Source organism: Aciditerrimonas ferrireducens, from assembly GCF_023130475.1.
Lineage (GTDB): Bacteria > Actinomycetota > Acidimicrobiia > Acidimicrobiales > UBA8190 > Aciditerrimonas > Aciditerrimonas ferrireducens.
Genome location: NZ_JAKHEX010000011.1, coordinates 55439 through 77359, shown reverse-complemented (window position 1 = coordinate 77359; position 21921 = coordinate 55439). Strand labels below are relative to the sequence as shown.

The 21921-nt window shown below is 78.3% G+C and carries 18 protein-coding genes and 1 riboswitch; of the genes, 10 read left to right on the top strand and 8 right to left on the bottom strand.

Annotated features, from left to right (window positions below):
- The 3 genes from Acit_RS07995 to Acit_RS07985 all read left to right on the top strand — a co-directional run.
- On the top strand, positions 1 to 1134 hold a 1134-nt coding region (locus Acit_RS07995; RefSeq protein WP_248107830.1), incomplete at its 5' end, for an ABC1 kinase family protein.
- 133 nt (positions 1135 to 1267) lie between these two features.
- On the top strand, positions 1268 to 1603 hold the full coding sequence (locus Acit_RS07990) for a hypothetical protein (protein WP_248107828.1): 336 nt from the start codon (positions 1268 to 1270) through the stop codon (positions 1601 to 1603).
- A gap of 5 nt (positions 1604 to 1608) precedes the next feature.
- A complete protein-coding gene (locus Acit_RS07985; RefSeq protein WP_248107826.1) occupies positions 1609 to 2388 on the top strand; it encodes a helical backbone metal receptor in 780 nt (259 codons plus the stop codon).
- On the opposite strand, the gene Acit_RS07980 is transcribed toward Acit_RS07985, so the two are convergent.
- From Acit_RS07980 to cobO, 8 genes are all read right to left on the bottom strand, one after another.
- The gene (locus Acit_RS07980; protein WP_248107823.1) at positions 2374 to 2994 is read right to left on the bottom strand and encodes a precorrin-8X methylmutase; all 621 of its coding nucleotides are present in this window, start codon (positions 2992 to 2994) and stop codon (positions 2374 to 2376) included. The genes Acit_RS07985 and Acit_RS07980 overlap by 15 nt on opposite strands.
- Positions 2991 to 3245: an ATP-binding protein gene (locus Acit_RS07975; RefSeq protein WP_248107821.1), complete on the bottom strand. Its 255-nt coding sequence runs from the start codon at positions 3243 to 3245 to the stop codon at positions 2991 to 2993. The genes Acit_RS07980 and Acit_RS07975 overlap by 4 nt, the downstream gene beginning before the upstream one ends.
- Entirely contained in the window at positions 3242 to 4996 is a 1755-nt protein-coding gene (gene cobJ / locus Acit_RS07970) for a precorrin-3B C(17)-methyltransferase (RefSeq protein WP_312710234.1), read from the bottom strand. The genes Acit_RS07975 and cobJ overlap by 4 nt, the downstream gene beginning before the upstream one ends.
- A complete protein-coding gene (gene cbiE, locus Acit_RS07960) occupies positions 4993 to 6366 on the bottom strand; it encodes a precorrin-6y C5,15-methyltransferase (decarboxylating) subunit CbiE (RefSeq protein ID WP_248107819.1) in 1374 nt (457 codons plus the stop codon). Before cbiE ends, cobJ begins: the two co-directional genes overlap by 4 nt.
- The gene (gene cobM / locus Acit_RS07955; protein ID WP_248107817.1) at positions 6359 to 7189 is read right to left on the bottom strand and encodes a precorrin-4 C(11)-methyltransferase; all 831 of its coding nucleotides are present in this window, start codon (positions 7187 to 7189) and stop codon (positions 6359 to 6361) included. The genes cbiE and cobM overlap by 8 nt, the downstream gene beginning before the upstream one ends.
- A complete protein-coding gene (gene cobI, locus Acit_RS07950) occupies positions 7186 to 7965 on the bottom strand; it encodes a precorrin-2 C(20)-methyltransferase (RefSeq protein WP_248107816.1) in 780 nt (259 codons plus the stop codon). Before cobI ends, cobM begins: the two co-directional genes overlap by 4 nt.
- Positions 7966 to 8021: 56 nt before the next feature.
- A complete protein-coding gene (locus Acit_RS07945) occupies positions 8022 to 9320 on the bottom strand; it encodes a cobyrinic acid a,c-diamide synthase CobB (RefSeq protein ID WP_248107814.1) in 1299 nt (432 codons plus the stop codon).
- A 68-nt stretch (positions 9321 to 9388) separates the two neighbouring features.
- Positions 9389 to 9913 (bottom strand): cob(I)yrinic acid a,c-diamide adenosyltransferase, encoded by a 525-nt coding sequence (gene cobO, locus Acit_RS07940; protein WP_248107812.1) that lies wholly within the window; start codon positions 9911 to 9913, stop codon positions 9389 to 9391.
- A 55-nt stretch (positions 9914 to 9968) separates the two neighbouring features.
- Between cobO and Acit_RS07935 the strand changes: the two genes are divergently transcribed.
- From Acit_RS07935 to Acit_RS07895, 7 genes are all read left to right on the top strand, one after another.
- A complete protein-coding gene (locus tag Acit_RS07935) occupies positions 9969 to 11150 on the top strand; it encodes a DUF5005 domain-containing protein (RefSeq protein ID WP_248107810.1) in 1182 nt (393 codons plus the stop codon).
- Positions 11151 to 11165: 15 nt separating this feature from the next.
- Positions 11166 to 11290, top strand: a riboswitch (cobalamin riboswitch).
- A 47-nt stretch (positions 11291 to 11337) separates the two neighbouring features.
- Positions 11338 to 12021 carry a bifunctional adenosylcobinamide kinase/adenosylcobinamide-phosphate guanylyltransferase gene (locus Acit_RS07930; RefSeq protein WP_248107807.1) on the top strand — a complete coding sequence of 228 codons (684 nt, stop codon included), beginning with the start codon at positions 11338 to 11340 and terminating at the stop codon, positions 12019 to 12021.
- Positions 12018 to 12779 carry an adenosylcobinamide-GDP ribazoletransferase gene (locus tag Acit_RS07925; RefSeq protein WP_248107804.1) on the top strand — a complete coding sequence of 254 codons (762 nt, stop codon included), beginning with the start codon at positions 12018 to 12020 and terminating at the stop codon, positions 12777 to 12779. Before Acit_RS07930 ends, Acit_RS07925 begins: the two co-directional genes overlap by 4 nt.
- Positions 12773 to 13714, top strand: coding sequence for an adenosylcobinamide-phosphate synthase CbiB (gene cbiB / locus Acit_RS07920; RefSeq protein ID WP_248107802.1), 942 nt, complete (start codon positions 12773 to 12775; stop codon positions 13712 to 13714). Before Acit_RS07925 ends, cbiB begins: the two co-directional genes overlap by 7 nt.
- Positions 13711 to 16287, top strand: a complete 2577-nt coding sequence (locus tag Acit_RS07915; protein WP_248107788.1) for a cobyric acid synthase — start codon at positions 13711 to 13713, stop codon at positions 16285 to 16287. The genes cbiB and Acit_RS07915 overlap by 4 nt, the downstream gene beginning before the upstream one ends.
- Complete coding sequence (gene cobN / locus Acit_RS07910) at positions 16284 to 19883, top strand: cobaltochelatase subunit CobN (protein ID WP_248107785.1); 3600 nt, start codon at positions 16284 to 16286, stop codon at positions 19881 to 19883. Before Acit_RS07915 ends, cobN begins: the two co-directional genes overlap by 4 nt.
- On the top strand, positions 19880 to 21877 hold the full coding sequence (locus Acit_RS07895; protein WP_312710222.1) for a VWA domain-containing protein: 1998 nt from the start codon (positions 19880 to 19882) through the stop codon (positions 21875 to 21877). Before cobN ends, Acit_RS07895 begins: the two co-directional genes overlap by 4 nt.
- Positions 21878 to 21921 lie beyond the last annotated feature (44 nt).

The following is a 21921-nucleotide window of genomic DNA, read 5'->3' as shown; positions in this document are numbered from 1 at the left end:
GTGGCCTCGGCCCCGGGGGTCTTCCCGGCGCCCCTGGCCCAGGCGGCCGAGCGCTGCTTGGACGCCGTGCCGCCGTTCCCGACGGCGCTGGCCCGGCGGATCATCGAGGAGGACCTGGGCCGGCCCCTGGAGGAGCTCTTCGCCGGTTTCGAGGAGCGGCCCCTCGCGTCGGCCTCCATCGCCCAGGTGCACGGCTGCCGGCTGCCCGACGGGCGGGAGGCGGTGGTGAAGGTCCAGCGGCCCGGGATCCGGCCCCGGATGCTGGCCGACCTGCGCATCGCCATGGTGCTGGCCCGCCTGGCCGAGCGGACCGAGGCGGGCCGGCGGCTGAACCTGACCGGCATGGTCGAGGACCTCTACCTGGTGACGGTCCAGGAGCTGGACTTCGAGCAGGAGGCCCGGCACCAGGAGGCGTTCCGGCGCAACATCTGGGCCTTCGGTGACAACCGCTTCGTGACCGCCCCCGAGGTCTACCCGGAGCGCTGTGGCCCCCGGGTGATCTGCATGGAGCGGCTCTTCGGGGTGCCGGTGGACGAGTTCGCGGTGTTGCGGGCCCGGGGGGTCGACGGGGAGCTGCTCATGCGCCGGGGCCTCAAGGTGGGCCTGGAGGCGGTCTGCTGCCACGGCCCGTTCCAGGCCGACACCCACGCCGGGAACATCTGGGTGCTCGACGACGGCCGGACCGCCTTCTTGGACTTCGGGATCACCGGGGAGCTGCCGCCGGCCTGGCGGGCCATGGTGAAGGACCTGTTCCGGACCTTCATGATCGACGACGACTGGGCCCGGGTGGTGCGGAACTACAAGCGCCTCGGGGTCCTGCGGGAGGACCTGGGGGACGACGAGAGCCTGGGCCGGATCCTGCAGGCCGCCACTGCCCCGGTGCTCGACGCCGACGCCCGCTCGGTGGACCTGGCGGACCTCTTCAGCACCCAGCTGGACCTGGCCCGCCAGATGGGGGCCAGCGTGCCCCGTGAGCTCATGCTGGTCGGCAAGCAGTTGTTCTACTTCGAGCGCTACATGAAGGAGCTCGCCCCGGGCTACCTCTTGGCCCGGGACCTGTTCCTGGTGAAGAACATCTGGCCGGAGGAGGCCGCGGCGAAGGCGGCCGAGCTGGGCGTGACCTTCCCCGAGTGAGGCCCGCGGCTCGACCGGCCGGCCGGTCCCCCTACCATCCCGGCAGGGCGGTCCCCGCGCAGGACCGGACGGGGGCATGCTCAGAAGTGCGGTGTCAGAGGGGTTGGCCGCGCCGAGGAGGAGGTTCGGGGCCATGCAGGAGATCGGTCGGCAGCCGTTCGTCCACCAGCTCGACCCGCTGCTGCGGGACCTGCTGACCTTCGGGTTGGTCGAACGGCGGGAGGGGGACGGGCAGGACCGCTGGGTGCTGTCCCAGGCGGCGCAGGACCGCCTGACCTTCTTGGACCGGCCGACGCCGGGCGCCTCGACCACCTTCGTGGTGGGGCGGCGCTGCGACCGCTGCCGGGAGCACGCCGTGACCCGTCGGATCGGCGAGCGCTACCTCTGCGCCCGCTGCGAGACCGAGGAGGCCACCGGCCCGGCCGAGGTCGCGGCGCTGCCTTCCATGGCCGAACGCCGCAGCGCCTAGGCCCGGTGCCGACCGCCAGCCGGTCCGCCGCCCCCGACGGGCCCACGGGGCCGCGGGTGGTGAGCCTGGTGCCGTCGGTCACCGAGACCCTCCTGGCGTGGGGCTTGGCCCCGGTGGGCTGCAGCCGCTTCTGCCCGCCGGTGCCGGGCGCCCGCCGGGTCGGGGGCACGAAGAACCCGGACCTGGCGGCCATCGGGGCCCTGGCCCCGGATCTCGTGGTGCTCGACGAGGAGGAGAACCGGCGGGAGGACGCCGAGGCCCTGGCGGCCGCCGGGCTGGCCCTGGTGACGACCGCGGTGCGGTCCGTGGCGGACCTGGACCGGGACCTGGCCCGGGTGGCCGGCGCGCTCGGCCTGCCGGCGCCGGCGCCGCTCGCCGAGCGCCTCGGGGAGCTCCCCCCGCCGGGTGGTCGGCCCCGGCGGGTCCTCGTGCCGATCTGGCGGCGGCCTTGGATGCTCCTCGGCCCCGCCACCTACGCCGGGGACCTCCTCCGTCGCCTGGGCGTGGAGGTCTGCGCCCCCCCGGGCCCGGACCGCTACCCGGCGCTGCCGCTCGCCGAGTGGGGGGCGCTTCGGGCCGACCTGGTCCTCGCCCCCTCCGAGCCCTACCCGTTCGGGGAGCGTCACCGGGCCGAGCTGGCGTCGGTGGCGCCGGTGCGGTTCGTGGATGGCCAGGACCTCTTCTGGTGGGGGGCTCGGACCCCGGCGGCCTTCGGGCGCCTCGCCGCGGTCCTCGGGGCGGAGGGGCCCGGGGGGGACCGGCTCGGGGGGTCAGCGGCGGGCTAAGCGGGCCAGGGCGTTGACCACCGCGCAGGCCGCGGCTGAGCCGCCCCGGGGCCCGAGGTTCCAGACCGCTTCGACCACGCCGGCCTCGGCGAGCCGGCCCAGGCGGGCCTTCTGCTCGGCGGCCCCGACGTAGCCGACCGGCAGGCCGACGAGGAGGGCCGGCCGGACCCGCCCCTCCTCGAGGAGGTCCAGCCAGCGGGCCAGGGCGGTGGGGGCGCAGCCCACGACCACCAGGGCTCCCTCGGGGCACGCGGCGGCGGCCAGCTCGGCGGCCCGGGCGCTGCGGGTCGGCCAGCCGCCGGGCCCGGCGACCGCCTGGTCGAGGAAGCAGCGGGCCGGCACCCCGCTCAGGCCGGCCCGGACCATCTCGACGTCGCAGACCACCGGGGCCCCGGCCCGCAGCGCCGCGAGGCCGGCCTCGGTGGCTCCCGGGGTGGCCCGCAGGGACCGGCCCAGGTCCTCGTCGGCCGTGGCGTGGACCACTCGGGCGGCCAGGGGGCGCAGGTCGGGGGGGAACGCCTCGAGGTCCAGGCGCTCGGCCAGGATGCGGTAGCTCTCGGCCTCGATGGGGTGCACCGGCGGCTCGCCCGTGGTCCCGCCGGTCACGCCGGCACCTCCAGGTCGGCCCCGGGGTCGGCGGGCACGGGCGCCAGGGCGTCCCGGGGGCAGACCTCCACGCAGGCCAGGCAGCCGGTGCAGCGGTCGGCCAGCAGCCGGGGCAGGGCCGGTCGGCCCGGGCCGGCCCGCAGGGCCCGGGTCGGGCAGGTCACCAGGCAGCAGCCGCACGCGGTGCAGCGCTCGGGCCTGAGCTCGACGAGCAGCCGGGCCGGGCCGGTGCCGCTCACCGGGCCGCTCACGGGGCTTCGCCTGCCGAGGGGTAGCCCCGGGGGGTGACGAGCCGGTCGCCGAGGCGGCGGGTGGTGCTGGCGCCGACGACGACCAGGCTGGTCATGGTGACCGCCCCGGTCAGGGCCCCGGCCGGGTCGGCGAGCTCGGCGAGGGTGCCGAGCCGGACCCGCTCCTCGGGGCGGCCCAGATCGCTGGCCACCCCGACGGGCGTCTCGGCCGGCCGGTGCGCCAGGAGGAGCTGGGCGGCCCGGGGCAGCTGCCAGGTGCGGCGGGCGGAGCGGGGGTTGTAGAGGACGACCGCGAGGTCGCCCCGGCCGGCCGCCTCGAGGCGGGCCTCGATGCGCTCCCAGGGGGTGAGGAGGTCCGAGAGGCTGAGGCAGCAGAAGTCGTGGGCGAGGGGGGCGCCGAGGCGGGCGGCGGCCACGAGGGCGGCGGTGAGGCCCGGCTCGACGTCGACCGGCACGTCCTGGTAGGGCGGCTGGGCGGCGAGCTCGAGGAGGGGCGAGGCCAGGGCGAAGACCCCGGGGTCCCCCGAGCAGACCAGGGCGACCCGCCGCCCGGCCCGGGCGGCTTCGAGGGCGGTCCGGACCCGGTCGAGCTCCTGGCCGATGGGGGAGGGCCGCAGGTCCTGGCCGGGCCCGAGGGCGTCCCGGCAGAGCGCCAGGTAGGGCTCGTAGCCGACGACCACCTCGGCGGCCCGCAGCGCCGCGGTGGCCCGGGGGGTCCGCAGCTCGGGGGCCCCGGGCCCGACCCCGACCACGGTGACCCGGCCGACCGGCCGGGGCCGGCGGGCCACCGCCACGGTGAGGTCGCCCCGGGCGACCTTCGGGACGAGCAGCTCGGCGGCCGGCCCGGCCCCGAGGAGCGCAGCCGCCTCGGCGACGCTCGGGGTGCCGACCGCGGCCGCCACCTGGGCCGAGGGGTGGGGGACGGGCTGGGCGGCGAGGGCCTCGGGGGGGTAGGCAAGCACCGGCCGGCCGAGGGCCCGGACTGCGGGGTGCTCGGCCCGACGGTCGATGGTGGCCACCTGGGCCACCGAGGCCGGGCTGAGCCCGGCGTCGAGCAGGACCTGCTGGACGAGGGCCCGGGCCTCGGCGGCGTCGGCGCTCGTGGCGCAGCCGAGGCCGACCACGAGGCTCGGGGGGTGGGCCACGAGCGTCCCGGCCGGGTCCTCGGGGGCGCCGGGCCCGGGGAGGCACCGGGGGCAGGCCCGGTCGTCGACCCGCAGCGCCACGGTCGGGTCCCCCGGGGGGGCCTCGGGCGCCGGGACGGCCAGGGCCCCGAGCCGGCCGGGGAGGGGCCAGGGGAGGCGCTGGTCGACCACGAGGGCGGCCCCGTCGAGGAGGGCCCGCTGGGCCGCGGCCAGGGGGCCGTGGACCGTCCAGCCGGGCAAGTCGTCGAGGGCTGGCCAGCCGGCGGCGTCGGAGGCGGTGGTGAGGACCGGCTCGGCGCCGAGCAGGGCGGCGACCTCCTGGGCCAGCTGATTGGCCCCCCCGGCGTGGCCGCCGAGGACCGGCACGCAGAAACGGCCCTGCTCGTCGAGGACGACGACCGCGGGGTCCTCGACCTTGTCGCCGAGGAGGGGGGCCACGAGGCGCACCACCGCCCCGACGGCGGCGACGACGACGAAGCCGGCGCTGTCCCGCCAGTGGGCCCGCAGGGTCCCGCCGAGGTCGCCGACGTGGCGCTCGTAGGGCAGGCGCTCGAGGAGGGCGGCACCGGCCCGGGTCAGCGCCAGGGCCCGGATCGGCCCGGTCACGGCTGGGCGCTCGGGCCGGGCTCGGCGGCCGGGGCGTCCTCGTCGTCGGCCGGCCCCCAGGCGACGAAGACCGGGTTGGCCCCGGCCAGGCGCCAGCCCCCGTCGGGGAGGCGACGGGCCCGGGACACGGTGACCTCGACCATCCGGCCGAGTCGCTCGGCCGCTTGGGCGGCGCGGTCCAAGGCGGCGAAGGTGGCGACCACGCGGCCCCCCGGCCGCAGGCGCCGGAGCGCGGCGTCGAGGGCCGGGATGCCGCCGCCGCCGACGAAGACCCGGTCGGGGTCGGGCAGGTCGGCGAGGGCCTCGGGGGCCGCCCCGACCACGACGTGGACCCCGGCGGCCATGGTGGTGGCGTTCTCGGCCACCCGGGCGGCCGCCTCGGGGTCCTGCTCGACGGCGAAGACCGTGAGGCCGGGGCTGACCAGCGCGGCCTCGACGGCCACCGAGCCGCTGCCGGCCCCCAGGTCCCAGAGGACCCCGGCGGCCGGCAGGGCCAGCTTGCCGAGGACCACCGAGCGGACCTCGGACTTCGTCACCATGCCGCCCCGGTGGGCGAACGCCGACTCGGGCAGGCCCCAGGCCAGGGTCCGACTCCGCTCCAGGCTGCCCCCGGCGGCCCCGGCCGGGCCGGTGCCCCAGCCGACCGACTGGAGGCCCCCGGGCCCGACGAGGACGACGACTGAGAGCGGGTCGAAGCGGCCGTGGGCCAGCTGGGCGAGGTCCAGCTCGATGACCCGCTCGTCCTCGCAGCCCAGCCGGCTGCAGACCGCCACGAGGTCCATGCTGAGCCCAGCCTCGACCAGGGCCTGGCCGACCGCCTGGGGCGGGTGCTCGGGCGAGGTCAGGACCGCGGCCTTCCGGGCCAGGCGGACCGCCCGGACCGCGTCGGCCAGGGGCCGGCCGTGGGCCGAGGCGACCACGGCGTCGTCCCAGGGGAGGCCGAGGCGGGCGAAGGCCACGGCCACCGCCGAGGGGGCCGGCACGATCCGGAGGCGCTGGCGGTCCAGGACCCGCAGGAGGGTCCGGGTGATGCCGAAGAACCCCGGGTCCCCCGAGGCGAGCACGCAGACGTCCTGGCCGTCCTCGACCGCGCGGTGGGCCAGGGCCTGGACGGCCCCCTCGAGGTCCCCTTCGAGGGCCAGGGTCGGCACCGCCTTCGCGCCGACCTCCTGGGCCGAGCGGTCCCCGAGCCAGCGCCGCCAGGCGGCCAGGTGCCGCTGCCCGCCGGCCACCAGGCGGGCCTGGGCGACGAGCTTGCGGGTCTCGAGGGGCAGGCCGGCGAGGCTGTCGCCGAGGAGGCCCACGACGGCCACCGTGCCGGGGGCCTCGCCCGGCACGACGGTCAGCTGGGGCGGGCCGGGCTCAGGCACGGTCCGCTCCCCGGGCCCGGCGGGCGGGCCGTCCCCGGGTCGACCCGGGCAGGGAACGCCGCCGGAAACGGTGGGCGAAGCTCGGGGCGTAGAGGTGGCTGCGCCGGCCGCCCTCGGCGAGGGCGTCGCCGACGAGCACGAGGACCGTGGTGGTCTGGCCGGTGGCCCGCAGGTCCTCGGCGAGCCGGCCGACCTCGGTCGGGACCACCTGCTGGTCGGGCCAGCTGGCCCGGACCACGATGGCCGCCGGGGTGTCGGGGCGGTAGGCGCTGGGCGGGGCGAGGAGGGCCTCCTGGAGGGCCGCCGGGCGGGCCGCCGAGAGGAAGACCGCCAGGGTGCAGCCGGTGGCGGCGAAGGCCCCGAGGGACTCGCCGGGGGGCACGCTCGCTGCGGTCCGCTGGGGCAGGCGGGTGAGGACCACGCTCTGGGCCACCCCCGGCACGGTCAGCTCCCGGCCGACGGCCGCCGCCGCGGCGGCGAGCGAGGAGACCCCGGGGACGATCTCGAAGGGCCGGCCCTCGGCCCGGCACCAGTCGAGCTGCTCCTGGAGGGCGCCGTAGACGGCGGGGTCGCCGGAGTGGAGCCGGACGATGCGGGCCTCGGGGTGGGCCCGGTAGACGGCCAGGACGTCCTCGAGGGTCATGCCGGCCGAGTCCAGGACCTCGGCACCGGGCCGCGCGTGGGCGAGGACCGCCCGGGGCACGAGGGAGCTGGCCCAGATGACGAGGTCGGCCTGGCCGAGGCGGTCGGCGGCCCGGAGGGTCACGAGGTCGGGTGCGCCCGGGCCGGCCCCGACGAAGCTGATGAGGCCGCTCGCGCTCACGGCTCGGGGGCGTCGGGGGTCGGCTGCCCGGAGCGGGCCGGGGGGACGAGGACCGTCGACAGGTAGGCGGCGGGCTGGTCGGCGAGCTCGGCCAGGGGGCCGAGGCGCTGGCCCGGCAGGCCCAGCAGCTCGCCGGCGACCGCCCCGGCGAGACGGCCCCGGGCGGCCAGGCTGGCTGCTACCGCCGGCAGGTGCCGGCCCCCCTTGTAGACGACGACGGCCCCCCCGGAGCGGGCCAGGACCTCCTCGAGGTGACCGGGCCCGTCGAGGGCGGTCACGAGGCTCAAGGACTCGGTGCCGTCCACCAGGACCGTGCCGGTCAGGGCGGCGAGGGCCTGGAAGGCGCAGATGCCCGGCAGCCACTCGACCGTCGTGGCCGGGCGCCGGGCCCGGACGGCCGCGGCGAACGCCGGGAAGGTCGAGTAGATGCTGGGGTCGCCCAGGGTGGCGAAGGCCACGGTCTCCCCGGCGTCCAGCCAGGGCAGGACCTGCTCGGCCGCCGGCCCGTAGCCGCCCTCGGGTCCCCGCATCTCGACCGCCAGGCGGACGACCCGCCGCTCCGGGGCCACCTGGCGGACGATGGACTCGGCCCGGCCCGGCGCGTCGGGGGCGCTCACCGGGGCCACGACCCGGTCGGCCGACCGGAGTGTCTCGAGGGCCTGGAGGGTCACGAGGGCCGGGTCGCCGGGCCCGACCCCGACCCCGATCAGCCGGCCGGCTCGGGGCGCAGGCGTTGCCGCCGGGGCGGCGTCGGAGGGTGCGGGACGAGAGGCCATGGGCGGCCTGGATCCTAGGGCAGGCGACCGGGGCGCTCGGGGGAGCGGCGGGCGGCTCAGCGCTGGGCCCGGCCCCGGGCGCAGCAGGCCGCCACGAAGCGCTCGGCGGGTCCCGGGTCGGCGCCGAGGTGGAGGTGGAGGTAGGTGGCGAGGAGCCCAGGGTCGCCGAAGCCCTCGGGCCGAGCGCCCCCGCGGCCCGAGAGCAGGAGGGCGTCGCCGGGGGGCTCGACCGTCGAGTAGTGGAACTCGTGGCCCCGCAGCACCGTGCCCGGGGGCCCGAGGGGGGTGGGCCGCCGGAGCGTGGCCTCCCGGTAGCCGAGGGTCAGGCGCGGGGTCATGCGCCCCTCGGCGGGCACCAGGCCGACCATCCGGTGGCCGTCGAGGGCCCGGCAGAGCCAGAGCAGGCCGCCGCACTCCGCCCAGATGGCGAGCTGCGGGGCCCGACGGGCCACGTCGGCGAGGAGGCGCCGGTTCTCGGCCAGGGCGGCCACGTGCACCTCCGGGTAGCCGCCCCCGGCCACGAGGCCCGTCGCCTCGGCGGGGAGCGCCGGGTCTCGGAGGGGGTCCAGGGGGACGAGCTCGGCGCCGGCCTCGGCGAGCCGTTCGAGGTTGTCCTGGTAGGTGAAGGAGAAGGCCGGGCCGCCGAGCACGCCGACCACGGCCCGTCCCTGGGGCCGGGCCCGGGGCAGCGACGGGACCGGCCGGTTCGGGGCCCGGCGGGCCAGGGCCAGGAGGCCCGGCAGGTCCAGGTGGCGGTCGACGAGCGCCGCGAGGCGCCCGAGGGACCGGCGGACCTCGCCGGGCTGCTCGACGACCGGCACCAGGCCGAGGTGGCGGTCCCGCCAGGCCAGCTGGTCGTCCCGGGGCAGGCTGCCGAGCACCGGGATCCCGAGGGGGGCGAGGGCCTCCCGGAGGAGCGCCTCGTGGCCGGCGCTCCCGACCCGGTTCAGGACCACCCCGCCGAGGCGCAGGCGGGGGTGGAGGGTGTGGAAGCCGTGGACCACCGCGGCCACCGAGCCGGAAAGGGCCGAGGCGTCGACCACGAGGACCACCGGGGCCTCGAGGGCCAGGGCCACCGCCGCGGTGCTCGCCTCGGGGCCCGGACCAGCCCCGTCGAAGAGGCCCATGACCCCCTCGACCACGAGCACCTCCGCGCCCTGCCCGGCTCGGGCGGCCAGGGGGGCGAGGGCCTCCTCCCCGGCGATCCAGGCGTCGAGGTTCCGGGGCGGCCGGCCGGTGGCCAGGGCGTGGTAGCCGGGGTCGATGAAGTCCGGCCCGACCTTCGCCGACGCCACCTGGACGCCGCGGGCCGCCAACGCGGCCATGAGGCCGGTGGCCACCGTGGTCTTGCCCACTCCCGAATGGGTCCCGGCCACCACCAGGCGGGGCCCGAGGCGGGTGGGGTCGCGGCGGGTCGGCTCGGTCAGTACTCGATCCCCTTGCGGGCCGGGATGCCTTGGTCGTAGGCGTGCTTCACCTTGCGCATCTCGGTCACGGTGTCGGCCAGCTCGACGAGCTCGGGGGCGGCGTGGCGGCCGGTCACGATGACGTTGGTGCGCTCGGGTCGGGCCCGCAGGGCGCCGACGACGTCCTCGACGGGCACCCAGCCGTAGTGGACGGCGTAGGTCAGCTCGTCGAGGATCAACAGGTCGAGCTCCCCCGAGGCCAGGAGGCCGGCCGCCACCTCCCAGGCGTGGCGGCCCCGGGCCGCGGTCTGCTCGAGGTCGGTGGACTCCCAGGTGAAGCCGTCCCCCAGGGTGTGCCACTCGATCCCGAGGTGCTCGGCCAGCTTGCGCTCCCCGGTCTTCCACTTGCCGCCCTTCACGAACTGGACGACGGCTACCCGCCAGCCCCGGGCCCAGGCCCGGCCCATGACTCCGAAGGCCGCGGAGGACTTGCCCTTGCCGTCCCCGGTGTTGAGCAGCACGATGGACCGTCGGGTGGGCACGGCCGGAGGCTAGCCGGGCCCAGGGGCGTCAGGGCTGGCTGCTACGGTGCCAGCCGTGCCAGGCCGGGTCGCTGGTGCCCTCTTGGCCGCCCTGGTCCTGCTCGGGGGTCTCCTGCTGGCGTCCTGCGGCCGCTCGGGTGCCTCGGCGGCAGCCGGGCTCGCGGCCCTGCCCTGCGGCGAGCGGGTGCGGGACGCCACGGTGACCGCCGTGGTCCCGGACCGGTCGCTGGACGCGGCCTGGGCGGCCTACGGGGACCACGGGGACGGCTGGGTGGCCGGCGACTCGGTCCACGCCTACCGGCTGCCCGGCGGCCAGGTGCTCTGGACCTTCGCCGACAGCTTCCTCGGCCCGCTCCCCCCGAGCGGGCACCTCGGGCCGAGCACCCCCTTCGTGCATAGCACGGCGGTGATCCAGGACGGCCGCAGCTTCCGGACCATCTGGGCGAGCCGGCCGGGCAAGCCCCGGGCGTCGCTCCTGCCCGACGCCCATCGGAACCAGGCGTACCTGGCCCTCGCCGGCATCGCGGCGAACGGTCGGCTGCAGCTGCTCTACCTGCGGGAGCGCATCGCCGGCGAGGTGGCCATCGAGCAGCCCGCCGACGAGGTGGTGGCCACCTTCGCGCTGCCCTCCCTCCGACTGGTGTCGGTCCGGCGCCTGGCGGTCGAGGAGCGGGGGGTGGTCTGGGGCGCGGCGGTCAGCCGGCTCGGCGGGCGGACCTACGTGTACGGGGCGTCGGCCAGCGGCGGGGACAAGGACCTCTACGTGGCCCTGGCACCCAATGGGGACCTGGCGGGCCGCTGGCGCTACTGGGACGGCCAGCGCTTCGTGGCGAACCCGGCTCGGGCAGTGCCGATCATGACGAACGTCTCGAGCGAGCTGAGCGTGACGTCGGTGGACGGCATGGACGTGCTGGTGACCACGCCGACGGACACCGCCTACTCGAACCTCGTGGCGGTGGGGTTCGCCTGCCGGCCCACGGGCCCGTTCACCTTGGCCACGGCCTTCCGGGCGAGCGACCAGACCGGGCCCCTGGGCGAGCGGCGCTTCGGGGTGGGGGACGTCTACGTCTACGACGCCATGGACCAGGCCGCCTTGAACGAGGGGGACCGGCTGCTGGTGAGCTACGACCAGAACACGGTGAACCCGAAGGAGCTGCCCACCCACCCTGCCGTCTACCGGCCCGGCTACCTCTGGGTCACGATCGGCCCGCGGCGTCCCGCGGGAGGACGCGGCTAGCATCGCCGCTCGCGCAGGGAACCCGGTGGGAGTCCGGGGCTGTCCCGCAACTGTGACCGGGGAGCGAACCTCACGGACGGCCACGGCCCGAGGAGGGCGGGAAGGCCGAGGGGAGCGGCGATCCGGGAGCCAGGAGACCTGCCGACGGCCCGTCGAGCGGCGGGCCGGGACGACGCGAGGACGTGCCATGGAACTCGAACGAGGGACCACGCTGGTCCTCGGTGGGACCCGGTCGGGGAAGTCCCGGGTGGCCGAGGGCCTGGCGTCGGCCGTCGCCGAGCGGTCGGGGGTCGGGGTGTGCTATCTGGCGACCGGTCCCGCGCCCGACGGCGCCGATCCCGCCTGGGCGGCCCGGGTCGCGGCCCACCGGGCCCGCCGCCCGGCTGGCTGGACCACGAGGGAGTTCGGCCGGGGACCGGGCGGCCCCCTCGACCTTCGGGCCCTGCGGTCCGCCCTCGCCGAGACCACCGACGTCTGCCTGCTCGACTCCCTCGGCGCCCTCGTGGCCGAGCTGCTCGTCGGCGCCGAGGACGCCGAGGACCACGCAGCGGGCCCCGACGAGCCGGGTCCCGACGGGCCGGGTCCTGACGGGGGAGTGGGCGAGGCGCTCGCCGGTCTCCTCGAGGCCCTGCGGGCCCGGGGGGCCTCCGGTCGGGCCAGCGTGGTGGTGAGCGAGGAGGTCGGCCTGGCCGTCCACCCCCCGACGGCCCTCGGCCGGCGCTTCGCCGACCAGCTGGGGGCCCTGAACCAGGCAGTGGCCGCCATGGCCGACCAGGTGCTCCTCGTGGTCGCCGGCCGGGTGCTGCCGCTGCCCCCGGCGCCACTGGTCGTGGCGCCCGGCTCGGCACCGCTCGGAGCGGGTCCCTCGTGAGCGCCGAGCCGTCCCGGCTGTCGGACCAGCGACGCCTGGCCGGTTGCCGAGGGGCCCTGGGCCTGCTGACCGTGCTGGGCGGGGCGGGGAGCCTGGACCCGACCATGGTGGCCTGGTTCCCCCTCGTCGGCGCGGCCCTCGGCGCGGTCCTCGGGGCCCTGTGGCTCGGGGCCCGCCAGGTGTGGCCCCCGGCCCTGGCCGCGCTCGTGGTCGTCGTGGCCGACGCCGGCCTGACCGGGCTGTTGCACCTGGACGGCCTGGCGGACTGCGGCGACGGTCTCCTGCCGCCCCTGGACCGGGAGCGCCGGCTGGCGGTCATGGCCGAGCCGCGCACCGGGGCGTTCGGGGTGGTGCTCGTCGTGCTCGTCCTCGGCCTGCGGGTCGGGGCGCTGGCCGCCCTGCGGCCCTCGGTGCCCCTGCTCTGCGCCCTCTGGCTGCTCAGCCGGTCGGTGATGGCCGGCGGCCTGCTCCTGCTGCCCTCGGCCCGGCCCGGGGGCCTGGCGGCGGCGCTGGCGAGCGGAGCCCGGCGAGCCCCGGGCCTCGCCACGGCGAGCCTCGGGGGCGTCGGGGCGGCCGGCCTGGCGGCCCTCTGGCGGGTCCCGGCCGGGCCGCTGGCCGCGCTAGCCGGCCTGCTCGGCGGGCTGGCGGTCCTGGGCCTGGCCCGCCGCCGTCTCGGCGGGGTGACGGGGGACGTCCTGGGTGCTGCCGGGGTGGTGGCCGAGACCCTGGGCCTCGTGGTGGCCGCCGCCCGATGGTGAGCGGTCGCCTGCCGGGGCCAGCGGCCCGAGCCCTCGGCGCGAGCCTCGGGCTGGTCCTCGACCAGGTCCTGGGCGACCCGCCGGCGTTCCACCCGGTCGCCGGGTTCGGGCGCACCATGGCGGCCCTGGAACGCCGCTGCTGGCGGGACCGCCGCGGGCCGGGGGTGGGCTACGCCCTCGCCGGGCTGGCCATCGGGGTCGGGGCCGGCCAGCTCGGGCGAGAGGTGGCCGGCGAGCTGCTGGCCAGCGCGGCGGCGGCCACGGTGGCGGTGGCCGCCCGGCAGCTTCGGCGGGAGGCGCTGGCCGTCGAGGCCGCCCTGGTGCGGGAGGACCTGGCCGAGGCCCGCCGGCGCCTGCCGGCCCTCTGCGGCCGGGACCCCGAGGCCTTGGGCCACGAGGCGCTGTGCCGGGCGGTGTGCGAGTCGGTCGCCGAGAACACCGTCGACGCGGTCGTGGGGCCCCTCCTCTGGGCAGCGCTCGGGGGAGCCGCGGGGGCGCTCGGCTACCGGGCGGTGAACACCCTCGACGCCATGGTCGGGCACCGCAGCCCCCGGTACTGGCGCTTCGGCTGGGCGTCGGCCCGCTTGGACGACCTGGCCGGGTGGCTGCCCGCCCGGGTCACCGCGGCGGCGGTCGGCTGCTTGCGGCCGACCCGGCTCGGGGCCATCCGCCGGGCCGTGGCCCTCGACGCCCGGGCCCACCCCTCGCCGAACGCCGGGGTGGCCGAGGCGGCCTTCGCCGCGGCCCTGGGGGTGCGCCTGGGCGGGCCGGTGTCCTACGGGGGCCGGCTCGACCCCCGTCCCTGGCTCCATCCAAGCGGCCAGCCCTGTGCGCCCGCGACGATCGGGGCGGCCGTGGCCCTCTCCCAGCAGGTCGGGTGGCTCCTCGCCGGGCTGCTCGGGCTGGCCGGGCTGTCGACCGGGAGGACCCGGTGAGCCGGGTGCCGCCCCCGGGGGCCCACGGCGGGGACGGGGCGGCGGTGGCCGAGGCCCTCGGGGTCGCCCCCTCGGCGGTCCTGGACCTCTCGGCGTCTCTCAACCCGTTCGGTCCCGACCTCCGGCCCCTGGCCGCCCGGGCGCTGGAGACCGGGGTCCTCGGGCGCTACCCCGACGAGCGGGCCGCCCAGGCAGCCCTGGCGGAGGCTCTCGGGATCCCCCGGGAGGCCGTGGTGCTCACGAACGGGGGTGCCGAGGCCATCGCTCTCGTGGCTGCCTGCCGGCCGATCGGCGACCTGGTCGACCCGGACTTCTCCCTCTACCGACGGCACCTGGCCGAGGTGCGGCGCGGCGCGCCCCGGTGGCGGTCGAACCCGAGGACCCCGACGGGGGAGCTGTGGCCGGCCGATGCCGAGGCTGCCGTGTGGGACGAGGCCTTCTACCCCTTGGCCACCGGCTCGTGGACCCGGGGGGACCTGGCCCGGGGCAGCACGGTGCTGGGCTCGCTGACGAAGGTCTTCGGGTGCCCGGGGCTCCGGCTCGGCTACGTGGCCAGCTTCGACGAGGCCCTCCTGGCCGAGGTCCGGGCGCGGCGGCCGGCCTGGTCGGTGAACGGGCTGGCCGCCGCCGTGCTGCCGGAGCTGCTGGCCCTGGCCGACCTGCCGGCGTGGCGGGCCGCCATCGGCGAGGCCCGGGCCGCCCTGGTCGAGGCCCTTCGTGCCCGGGGCCTGGAGGTCCGGGCGGGCGAGGCGAACTGGGTGCTGGCCCGGGGCCCGGCCGACCTGCGGGCCCGGCTGGCCGAAGCCCTGGTGGTGGTGCGGGACTGCGGGTCCTTCGGCCTGCCCGGCTGGGTGCGGGTCGCGGTGCCCGACGAGGCCGGCCTGCGGCGGCTGGCCGGCGCGCTGGACCGGGTGCTGGCGGGTGGGCGGCAGGGCCTTGGGGCTCCTCGGGCTGGCCGGGTCGGGGGCCGCCTCGGGGGCTGGCCGCCCCGGCGAGGGGGGCTGGTGGTGGTCGGGACGGGCAGCGACGCCGGCAAGAGCGCCGTGGTGGCCGGGCTGTGCCGGGCGCTGGCCCGGCGGGGGGTGAGGGTGGCGCCGTTCAAGGCCCAGAACATGGCCCTGCAGTCTGCGGTGAGCGTGGACGGCGCCGAGGTGGGCCGGGCCCAGGCCGTGCAGGCCGAGGCGGCCGGGGTGGCGGTGGAGGCGGCGATGAACCCGATCCTCCTCAAGCCCACCGGGGAGCGGACCAGCCAGGTGGTGGTCCTCGGGCGGCCCTGGGCGGTGCTCGACGCTGCGGCCTACCGGGCGGCCCGGGCAGAGCTCGCCCCCCTCGTCCTCGACGCCCTGGCGGACCTGCGGGCCCGGTTCGACGTGGTGGTCTGCGAAGGGGCCGGGTCGGCCACCGAGATCAACCTCCTGGACGGGGACTTCGTGAACCTGGGCCTCGCCGCTCGGGCCGGCCTGCCGGCCGTGGTGGTGGGGGACATCGAGCGGGGCGGGGTGTTCGCCGGCCTGCACGGGGCGGTCACCCTGGTGCCCCCGGCGCTCGGCCGGCAGGTGGCCGGCTTCGTGGTCAACCGGTTCCGGGGCGACCCGGGGCTCTTGGCCCCCGGGCTGGCCGAGCTGACCGCCCGCACCGGGGTGCCGGTCCTCGGTGTCCTGCCGTGGCTGGAGGGGCTGGCCCTCGACGCCGAGGACTCCTTGAGCGTCGAGCTCGGTCCGCTGCCCGAGGCGGCGGGCGGCTCGGGGGCCCTGGACGTCGGCGTGGTCCGGTTCCCGCGGGCCGCCAACCTGACCGACGTGGACCCGCTGCGCCTGGAGGGCTCGGTGCGGCTCCGCTGGGTGCGCCGCGGGGGGGAGCTGGGCCGACCGGACCTGGTGGTGCTGCCCGGCACGAAGGCCACGGTGGCCGACCTGGCGTGGCTCCGGGAGGTGGGCCTGGTCGAGGCGCTGGCCGCGGCTCGGCGGGCCGGGACGGTGGTGCTCGGCATCTGCGGGGGCTACCAGATGCTGGGCCAGGAGATCCACGACGAGGTGGAGAGCGGCTCGGGCCGGGTGCCGGGCCTGGGCTGGCTGCCGGTCCGGACGGTCTTCGAGCCGACGAAGCTGACCCGTCAGCGCCGGGGCCGCCTGGCCGGCCCTGGCGCTGAGGCCCTGGGCGGCCCGCTCGCGGTCGAGGGCTACCAGATCCACCACGGCCGGGTCCGGCCCCTCGACGAGCCGAGCGGCCAGCGGGCCGAGGCCTGGATCGCCCTGGCGTCCCTCGACGAGGGAACTGGCGCCGAGGTGCAGCCGGAAGGCGCCGCCGACCTCGAGGGAGGGGTGCTCGGCACGACCCTCCACGGGCTCCTGGAGGCCGACGCGCTGCGCCAGGGCCTGCTCGGCTTCGTGGCCCGGCGCCGGGGCCGGCCCTACGAGCCGGCGCCCGAGCCCTACCAGGCGGTCCGCCGCCGCCGCCTGGACCGGCTGGCCGACGCCCTGGAGGCCCACTTGGACCTGGACGAGCTGGCGGCGATCGTGGAGGCCGGAGCGAAGGGGCCCCGGCGAGGCCGGACCGAGGGAGTGCCCGCATGATCCTGTTCCTGAGCAACGCCGACACCGACCTGGTGGCCCTGCGGGTCGCCGCCGAGGGCCTGCCCGAGGGCCTGCCGGCCATCCGGGCGGCGAACCCGGCCGGGCTGGCCGAGCCGCCGAGCCTCGAGGGGGTCGAGCTGGTGGTGGTCCGGCTGCTCGGCGGGCGGGCCGCGTGGGAGGGGCCCTTCGACGAGCTGGCCCGGCGGGCAGCGGCCCGGGGGGTGGCCCTGGTGGCCCTCGGCGGGGAGGCCCAGCCCGACCCGGCCCTGGAAGCGGCGTCGACGGTGCCCGCCCCGGTGGTCGCCGAGGCGGCGGCCTACCTGGCCGCCGGGGGACCGGCGAACCTGGCCGGCCTCGTGCGCTGCCTGGCGGCCCGGGTCCTCGGCCGACCGGTCGACGTCCCGGCCCCGGCGCCGGTCCCCCTGACCGGCCGCTACCGGGACCTCGGGCCGGGGGACGGCCCGGTCATCGGGGTGGTCTTCTACCGGGCCCAGCTGCTGGCCGGCAACACCCGGTTCGTGGACGAGCTCTGCCAGGCAGTCGAGGCGGCCGGGGGCCGGCCGGTGGCGGTCTTCTGCTACTCGCTGCGCCCCGACGCCGAGGGCCGGGTCCCGGCGGTCGACGAGCTGGCCGGGGCCGGGGTCGACGCGGTGCTCACCACCACCCTGGCCGCCGGCTGGGCCGAGGAGGACGGGGAGGGCTGGGACCCCGGGGCGCTCGGCACCCTCGGGGTGCCGGTGGTCCAGGCGGTCTGCGCCACCCAGCCCCGGGCCGCCTGGGAGGCCTCCACCGTGGGCCTCGGGCCCCTGGACGTGGCCATGCAGGTGGCCTTGCCGGAGCTCGACGGCCGGATCGTCGGCCCGGCGATCTCCTTCAAGGAGGTGGTGGACCCCGAGGACCCGCTCCTCGGCGCCCCCCTGACCGCCTACCGGACGGTCCCCGACCGGCTCCAGCGGGCCGCGGAGCTAGCGGTGCGGCTGGCCCGGCTCCGGCACCTCGCGCCGGAGGAGCGGCGGGTGGCGCTGGTCCTCTCGGCCTACCCGACGAAGCGGAGCCGCCTGGGCAACGCCGTCGGCCTCGACACCCCGGCCTCGGCGATCCGGCTCCTCCGGGCCATGGCCGAGGCCGGCTACCGGATCGACCCGGTCCCGGAGGACCCCGACGCCCTCATGGCCGAGCTGGCCGACGGGTTGGTCTACGAGGAGCCGGTGCCCTCGCCCCGCCTGGTGGCCCGGGCGGTGGGCAGCCTCGACGAGGCCGCCTACGCCGCCTGGTTCGCCACCCTGCCGGCCGAGCTCCGCCAGGCGGTGACCGACCAGTGGGGCCCGCCCCCCGGCGCGGTGCAGGTGGTCGGGCCGCCAGGGGCGCGGCGGTTCGTGTTCGCCGGTCGGGCCCTCGGGCAGGTCCTCGTCTGCATCCAGCCCCCCCGGGGCTTCGGGGCCGACCCGGTGGCCGTCTACCACAGCCCGGACCTGCCGCCCACCCACCACTACCTGGCCTTCTACCGCTGGCTGGCCGAGGGGTTCGGGGCGCACGCCGTGGTGCACCTGGGGAAGCACGGGACCCTGGAGTGGCTGCCCGGCAAGGGGGTGGGCCTCTCGGCGGCCTGCGGCCCCGACGCCGCCCTCGGCAGCCTGCCGCTCGTGTACCCGTTCGTGGTGAACGACCCGGGTGAGGGCACCCAGGCGAAGCGGCGGGCCCACGCCGTGGTGGTGGACCACCTGGTGCCGCCCCTCACCCGGGCCGAGGCCACCGACGACCTGGCCCGCCTCGAGGCCCTGCTCGACGAGCACGCCCAGGTGGCGGTCATGGACCCGGCGAAGCTGCCGGCGGTGCGGGCGAAGGTGTGGGACTGCCTGGTGGCCGCCGAGATCCACCGGGACCTCGGCCTCGCCGAGCGGCAGGGCCCCGACGGGCCGCCGGCCTTCTCGGACCCGGCCTTCGACGACCTGCTGCTCCACGTCGACGGCTACCTCTGCGAGCTGAAGGACGCCCAGATCCGCGGCGGTCTCCACGTCCTGGGCGAGGCCCCGACGGGCCAGGCGGAGCTCGACATGGTGGCGGCCATCACCCGGCTGCCCCAGGGCCGGCACCCCTCGCTGCGGGCCCTGGTCGGCTCGCTGCTCGGGCTGGACCCCGAGGACCGCCGGCGCCGGACCGTGGACCGGCTGGCGGCCACGGTCCAAGCCGTCCTGGCCGCCTGCCAGGAGCGGGGATGGGCGGTCCCAGGACCCGAGGAGCTGGCGGCCCTGCTCGGGATCCCGGCCGCCGGGGCCGAGGCGGGCCTGGCGGCGCTCTCGGACCTGCTCGGCTGGGTGTGCGGCGACCTGGTGCCGGACCTGCGGGCCAGCACCGGGGAGGTCGACGCCGTCCTCGGCGCGCTGGCCGGCCGGTTCGTGCCGCCGGGGCCGAGCGGCGCCCCGAGCCGGGGGCAGGCGCACGTGCTGCCGACCGGCCGGAACTTCTACGGCTGCGACCCCCGGAGCGTGCCGAGCCCCTTGGCCTTCGAGGTCGGCCAGCGGCTCGCCGAGGACCTCCTGGCGAGGCACCGGGCCGAGGAGGGCCGCTACCCCCGACACGTGGGCCTCGTGGTCTGGGGGACCGCAGCGATGCGGACCGGCGGGGACGACCTGGCCGAGGCCCTCTGGCTGCTCGGGGTCCGGCCCACCTGGGACGAGGCCTCGGGCCGGGTGACCGGGGTGGTGGCCGTGCCTGTGGCGGAGCTCGGGCGTCCCCGGGTGGACGTGACGCTGCGCATCTCGGGGTTCTTCCGGGATGCGTTCCCCCACGCCCTGGGCCTCCTGGAGGAGGCGGTGGCCCAGGTGGCGGCCTTGGAGGAGCCCGAGGCCCTGAACCCCCTGCGGGGCCGGGCGGGGGAACCCCGGGTGTTCGGGCCGAAGCCCGGCGGCTACGGCTCGGGGGTCCTGGCGCTCATCGAGGCCGGCACCTGGAAGGACCAGGCGGACCTCGGGGCGATCTGGCTCTCGTGGAGCGGCTGGTCCTATCGGCCCGGTGCCATGGGGGTGGCCGCCCCCGACGCGCTGCGCCGCCGGCTGGCCGAGGTCGAGGTGGCGGTGAAGAACCAGGACAACCGGGAGCACGACATCTTCGACTCCGACGACTACCTGCAGGACCACGGGGGCATGGTCGCCGCGGTGGCCAGCCTGCGCGGCGGGCAGGTGAAGGCCTGGTTCGGGGACTCCTCGGACCCGGCGAGGCCCCGGGTGCGGAGCCTGGCCGAAGAGGCCGCCCGGGTGGTCCGTAGCCGGGTGCTGAACCCGAAGTGGATCCAGGCCATGGTGGGCCACGGCTACAAGGGGGCCTTCGAGATGGCGGCCACCGTCGACTACCTGTTCGGCTACGACGCCACGAGCGGCGTCGTGGAGGACTGGATGTACGAGCGGGTGACGGCCGCCTACGTGGCCGACCCCGAGGTGCGGGCGTTCCTCGGCCGGGTGAACCCCTGGGCCCTGCGGGCCATCGCCGAACGGCTCCTGGAGGCCGACCGGCGGGGCCTGTGGCAGGCGTCGGACGAGGCGCGGGGCGCGCTGCGCCGGGCGGTCCTGTGGGCCGAGGGCCTGGAGGAGGACCGGTGAACGCCCCCGGCGCCCCGCCCTCCGCACCGTCCCCGTCCCGCTACCCGCTGAGCGCCCTGGTCGGGCAGGAGGAGCTGCGCCTGGCCCTGCTGCTCTGCGCCCTGGACCCGGCCATCGGGGGCGTGCTGGTGCGAGGCGACAAGGGCAGCGGCAAGACCACCGCCGCCCGGGCCCTGGCCGGCCTGCTGCCGGGGGCGGCCCCGTTCGTGGAGCTGCCGGTCGGGGCCGGGGAGGACCGGCTGGTCGGGACGGTCGACCTGCGGGGGCTCCTGCACGACGGCCGGCCCCGGTTCGTGCCGGGGCTGCTCCAGCAGGCCCACGGCGGGGTCCTCTACGTGGACGAGGTCAACCTGCTGCCGGACCACCTGGTGGACGTGCTGCTCGACGTGGCCGCCTCGGGGGTCAACGTCGTGGAGCGGGACGGGGTCTCGCACCGGCACCCGGCCCGCTTCGTGCTGGTCGGCTCCATGAACCCCGAGGAGGGCGAGCTGCGTCCGCAGTTCCTGGACCGCTTCGGGCTCGTGGTGAACGTGGCGGCCCCCGAGGACCCGGCCGCCCGGGCCGAGGCGGTGGAGCGGCGCCTGGCGTTCGACGCCGACCCGACCGGTTTCGTCGCCCGCTGGCAGGCCGAGGAGGGCGCCCTGGCCCGCCGGCTCCAGGAGGCCCGCCCGGCCCGGCCCGGCCCGGGTCTCAGCCACGCGGTGGCCCGGCTCTGCCTCCTGCTCGGGGTCGAGGGGCTCCGGGGCGACCTGGTCTGCCTGCGGGCCGCGGCGGCCCTGGCCGGCCTCGAGGGCCGGGAGGAGGCCGGGCCCGGGGAGGTCCGGCGGGTCGCCGGCCTGGCCCTCGGGCATCGCCGCCGGCGCTCCCCCTTCGACCCCCCGGGCATCGACCCCGAGGAGCTGGCCCGAGCCCTCGACGAGGTCTTCGGCCCCGAGCCCCCCGCCGACCCCCCAGACCCAGCGGGCGCGGTCCCGCCCCGCTCGGCCCCCCCGCCGGCGGCCAAGGAGGCCGGCCCCGCCGCCAGCGCCGAGCCCGGCCCGGCCCCCGAGGGCAGCCCGGCGGGGACGCCGGACGGCACACAGGACCCGGTGGGGACGCCGGACGGCACACGAGGAGCGCCCGAGGGGCCCGGTGCGTCGCTGCCGCTCAGCGGGGGCCGTCCCCTGGGCCTGCTCGGCGCCTCTGCCTTGGGCCGGCGGCCGGGATCCAAGACCTGGGCCCGGCCGGTCGCGAGCGCGCCGGTCGGGCGGCGGGGGGGTGCGGCGGCTACTTCACCGGCGCCGGGCGGCTCGGGCCGGGTGGTGGGCGCGACCAAGCCGACCGGGCCGGTGCGGGACCTGGCGCCGGTCCCGAGCGTCCAGGCCGCCGCGGCGCGCGGAGCCAGGGCGGTGGCAGCCGAGGACCTGCGGGTGGCGACCCGCCGGGCGGTGGCGCCACGGCTGGTGGTCCTGGCGGTGGACTGCTCGGGGTCCATGGGGGCCGCCGAGCGGCTGGCGGCCGCCGGGGCGGTGGCCGAGGGCCTGCTCGTCGAGGCCTACCAGCGCCGGGACCGGCTGGCGGTGGTGACCTTCGGGGGGGCGGGGGCCGAGGTGGCGGTGGCGCCGACGAGCAGCCTGGAGGTGGCCCGGGCCCGGCTGGCCCAGGTGGTCACCGGGGGGCGGACCCCCCTCGGGGCGGGCCTGCGCCGGGCCCTGGCGGTCGCCCTGGAGGGCCGGCGGCGGGGCCAGCGACCAGGCCTGGTGGTGGTGAGCGACGGCCGGGCCACGGCCGGGAGCGCCGGCCAGGATCCCGTGGCGGAGGCCTTCGAGGCCGCCGAGGCGGTGCGGGCCGCCGGGGTGGCGAGCGTGGTGGTGGACGTGGAGGAGCCCGGCCCGGCCCGGCTCGGGCTGGCCGGGCAGCTGGCGGCCCGGCTCGGGGCGGCGGTGGTGCCCGGGAGCGAGGCGCTGCCCGAGGCCCTGGCAACGGCCGTGGCGCAGGTCGAGGGGGGCTGGTAGCCTCGGCCCGACCGTGAAGCGGGTCCCGTGAGGCCCGTACGGAC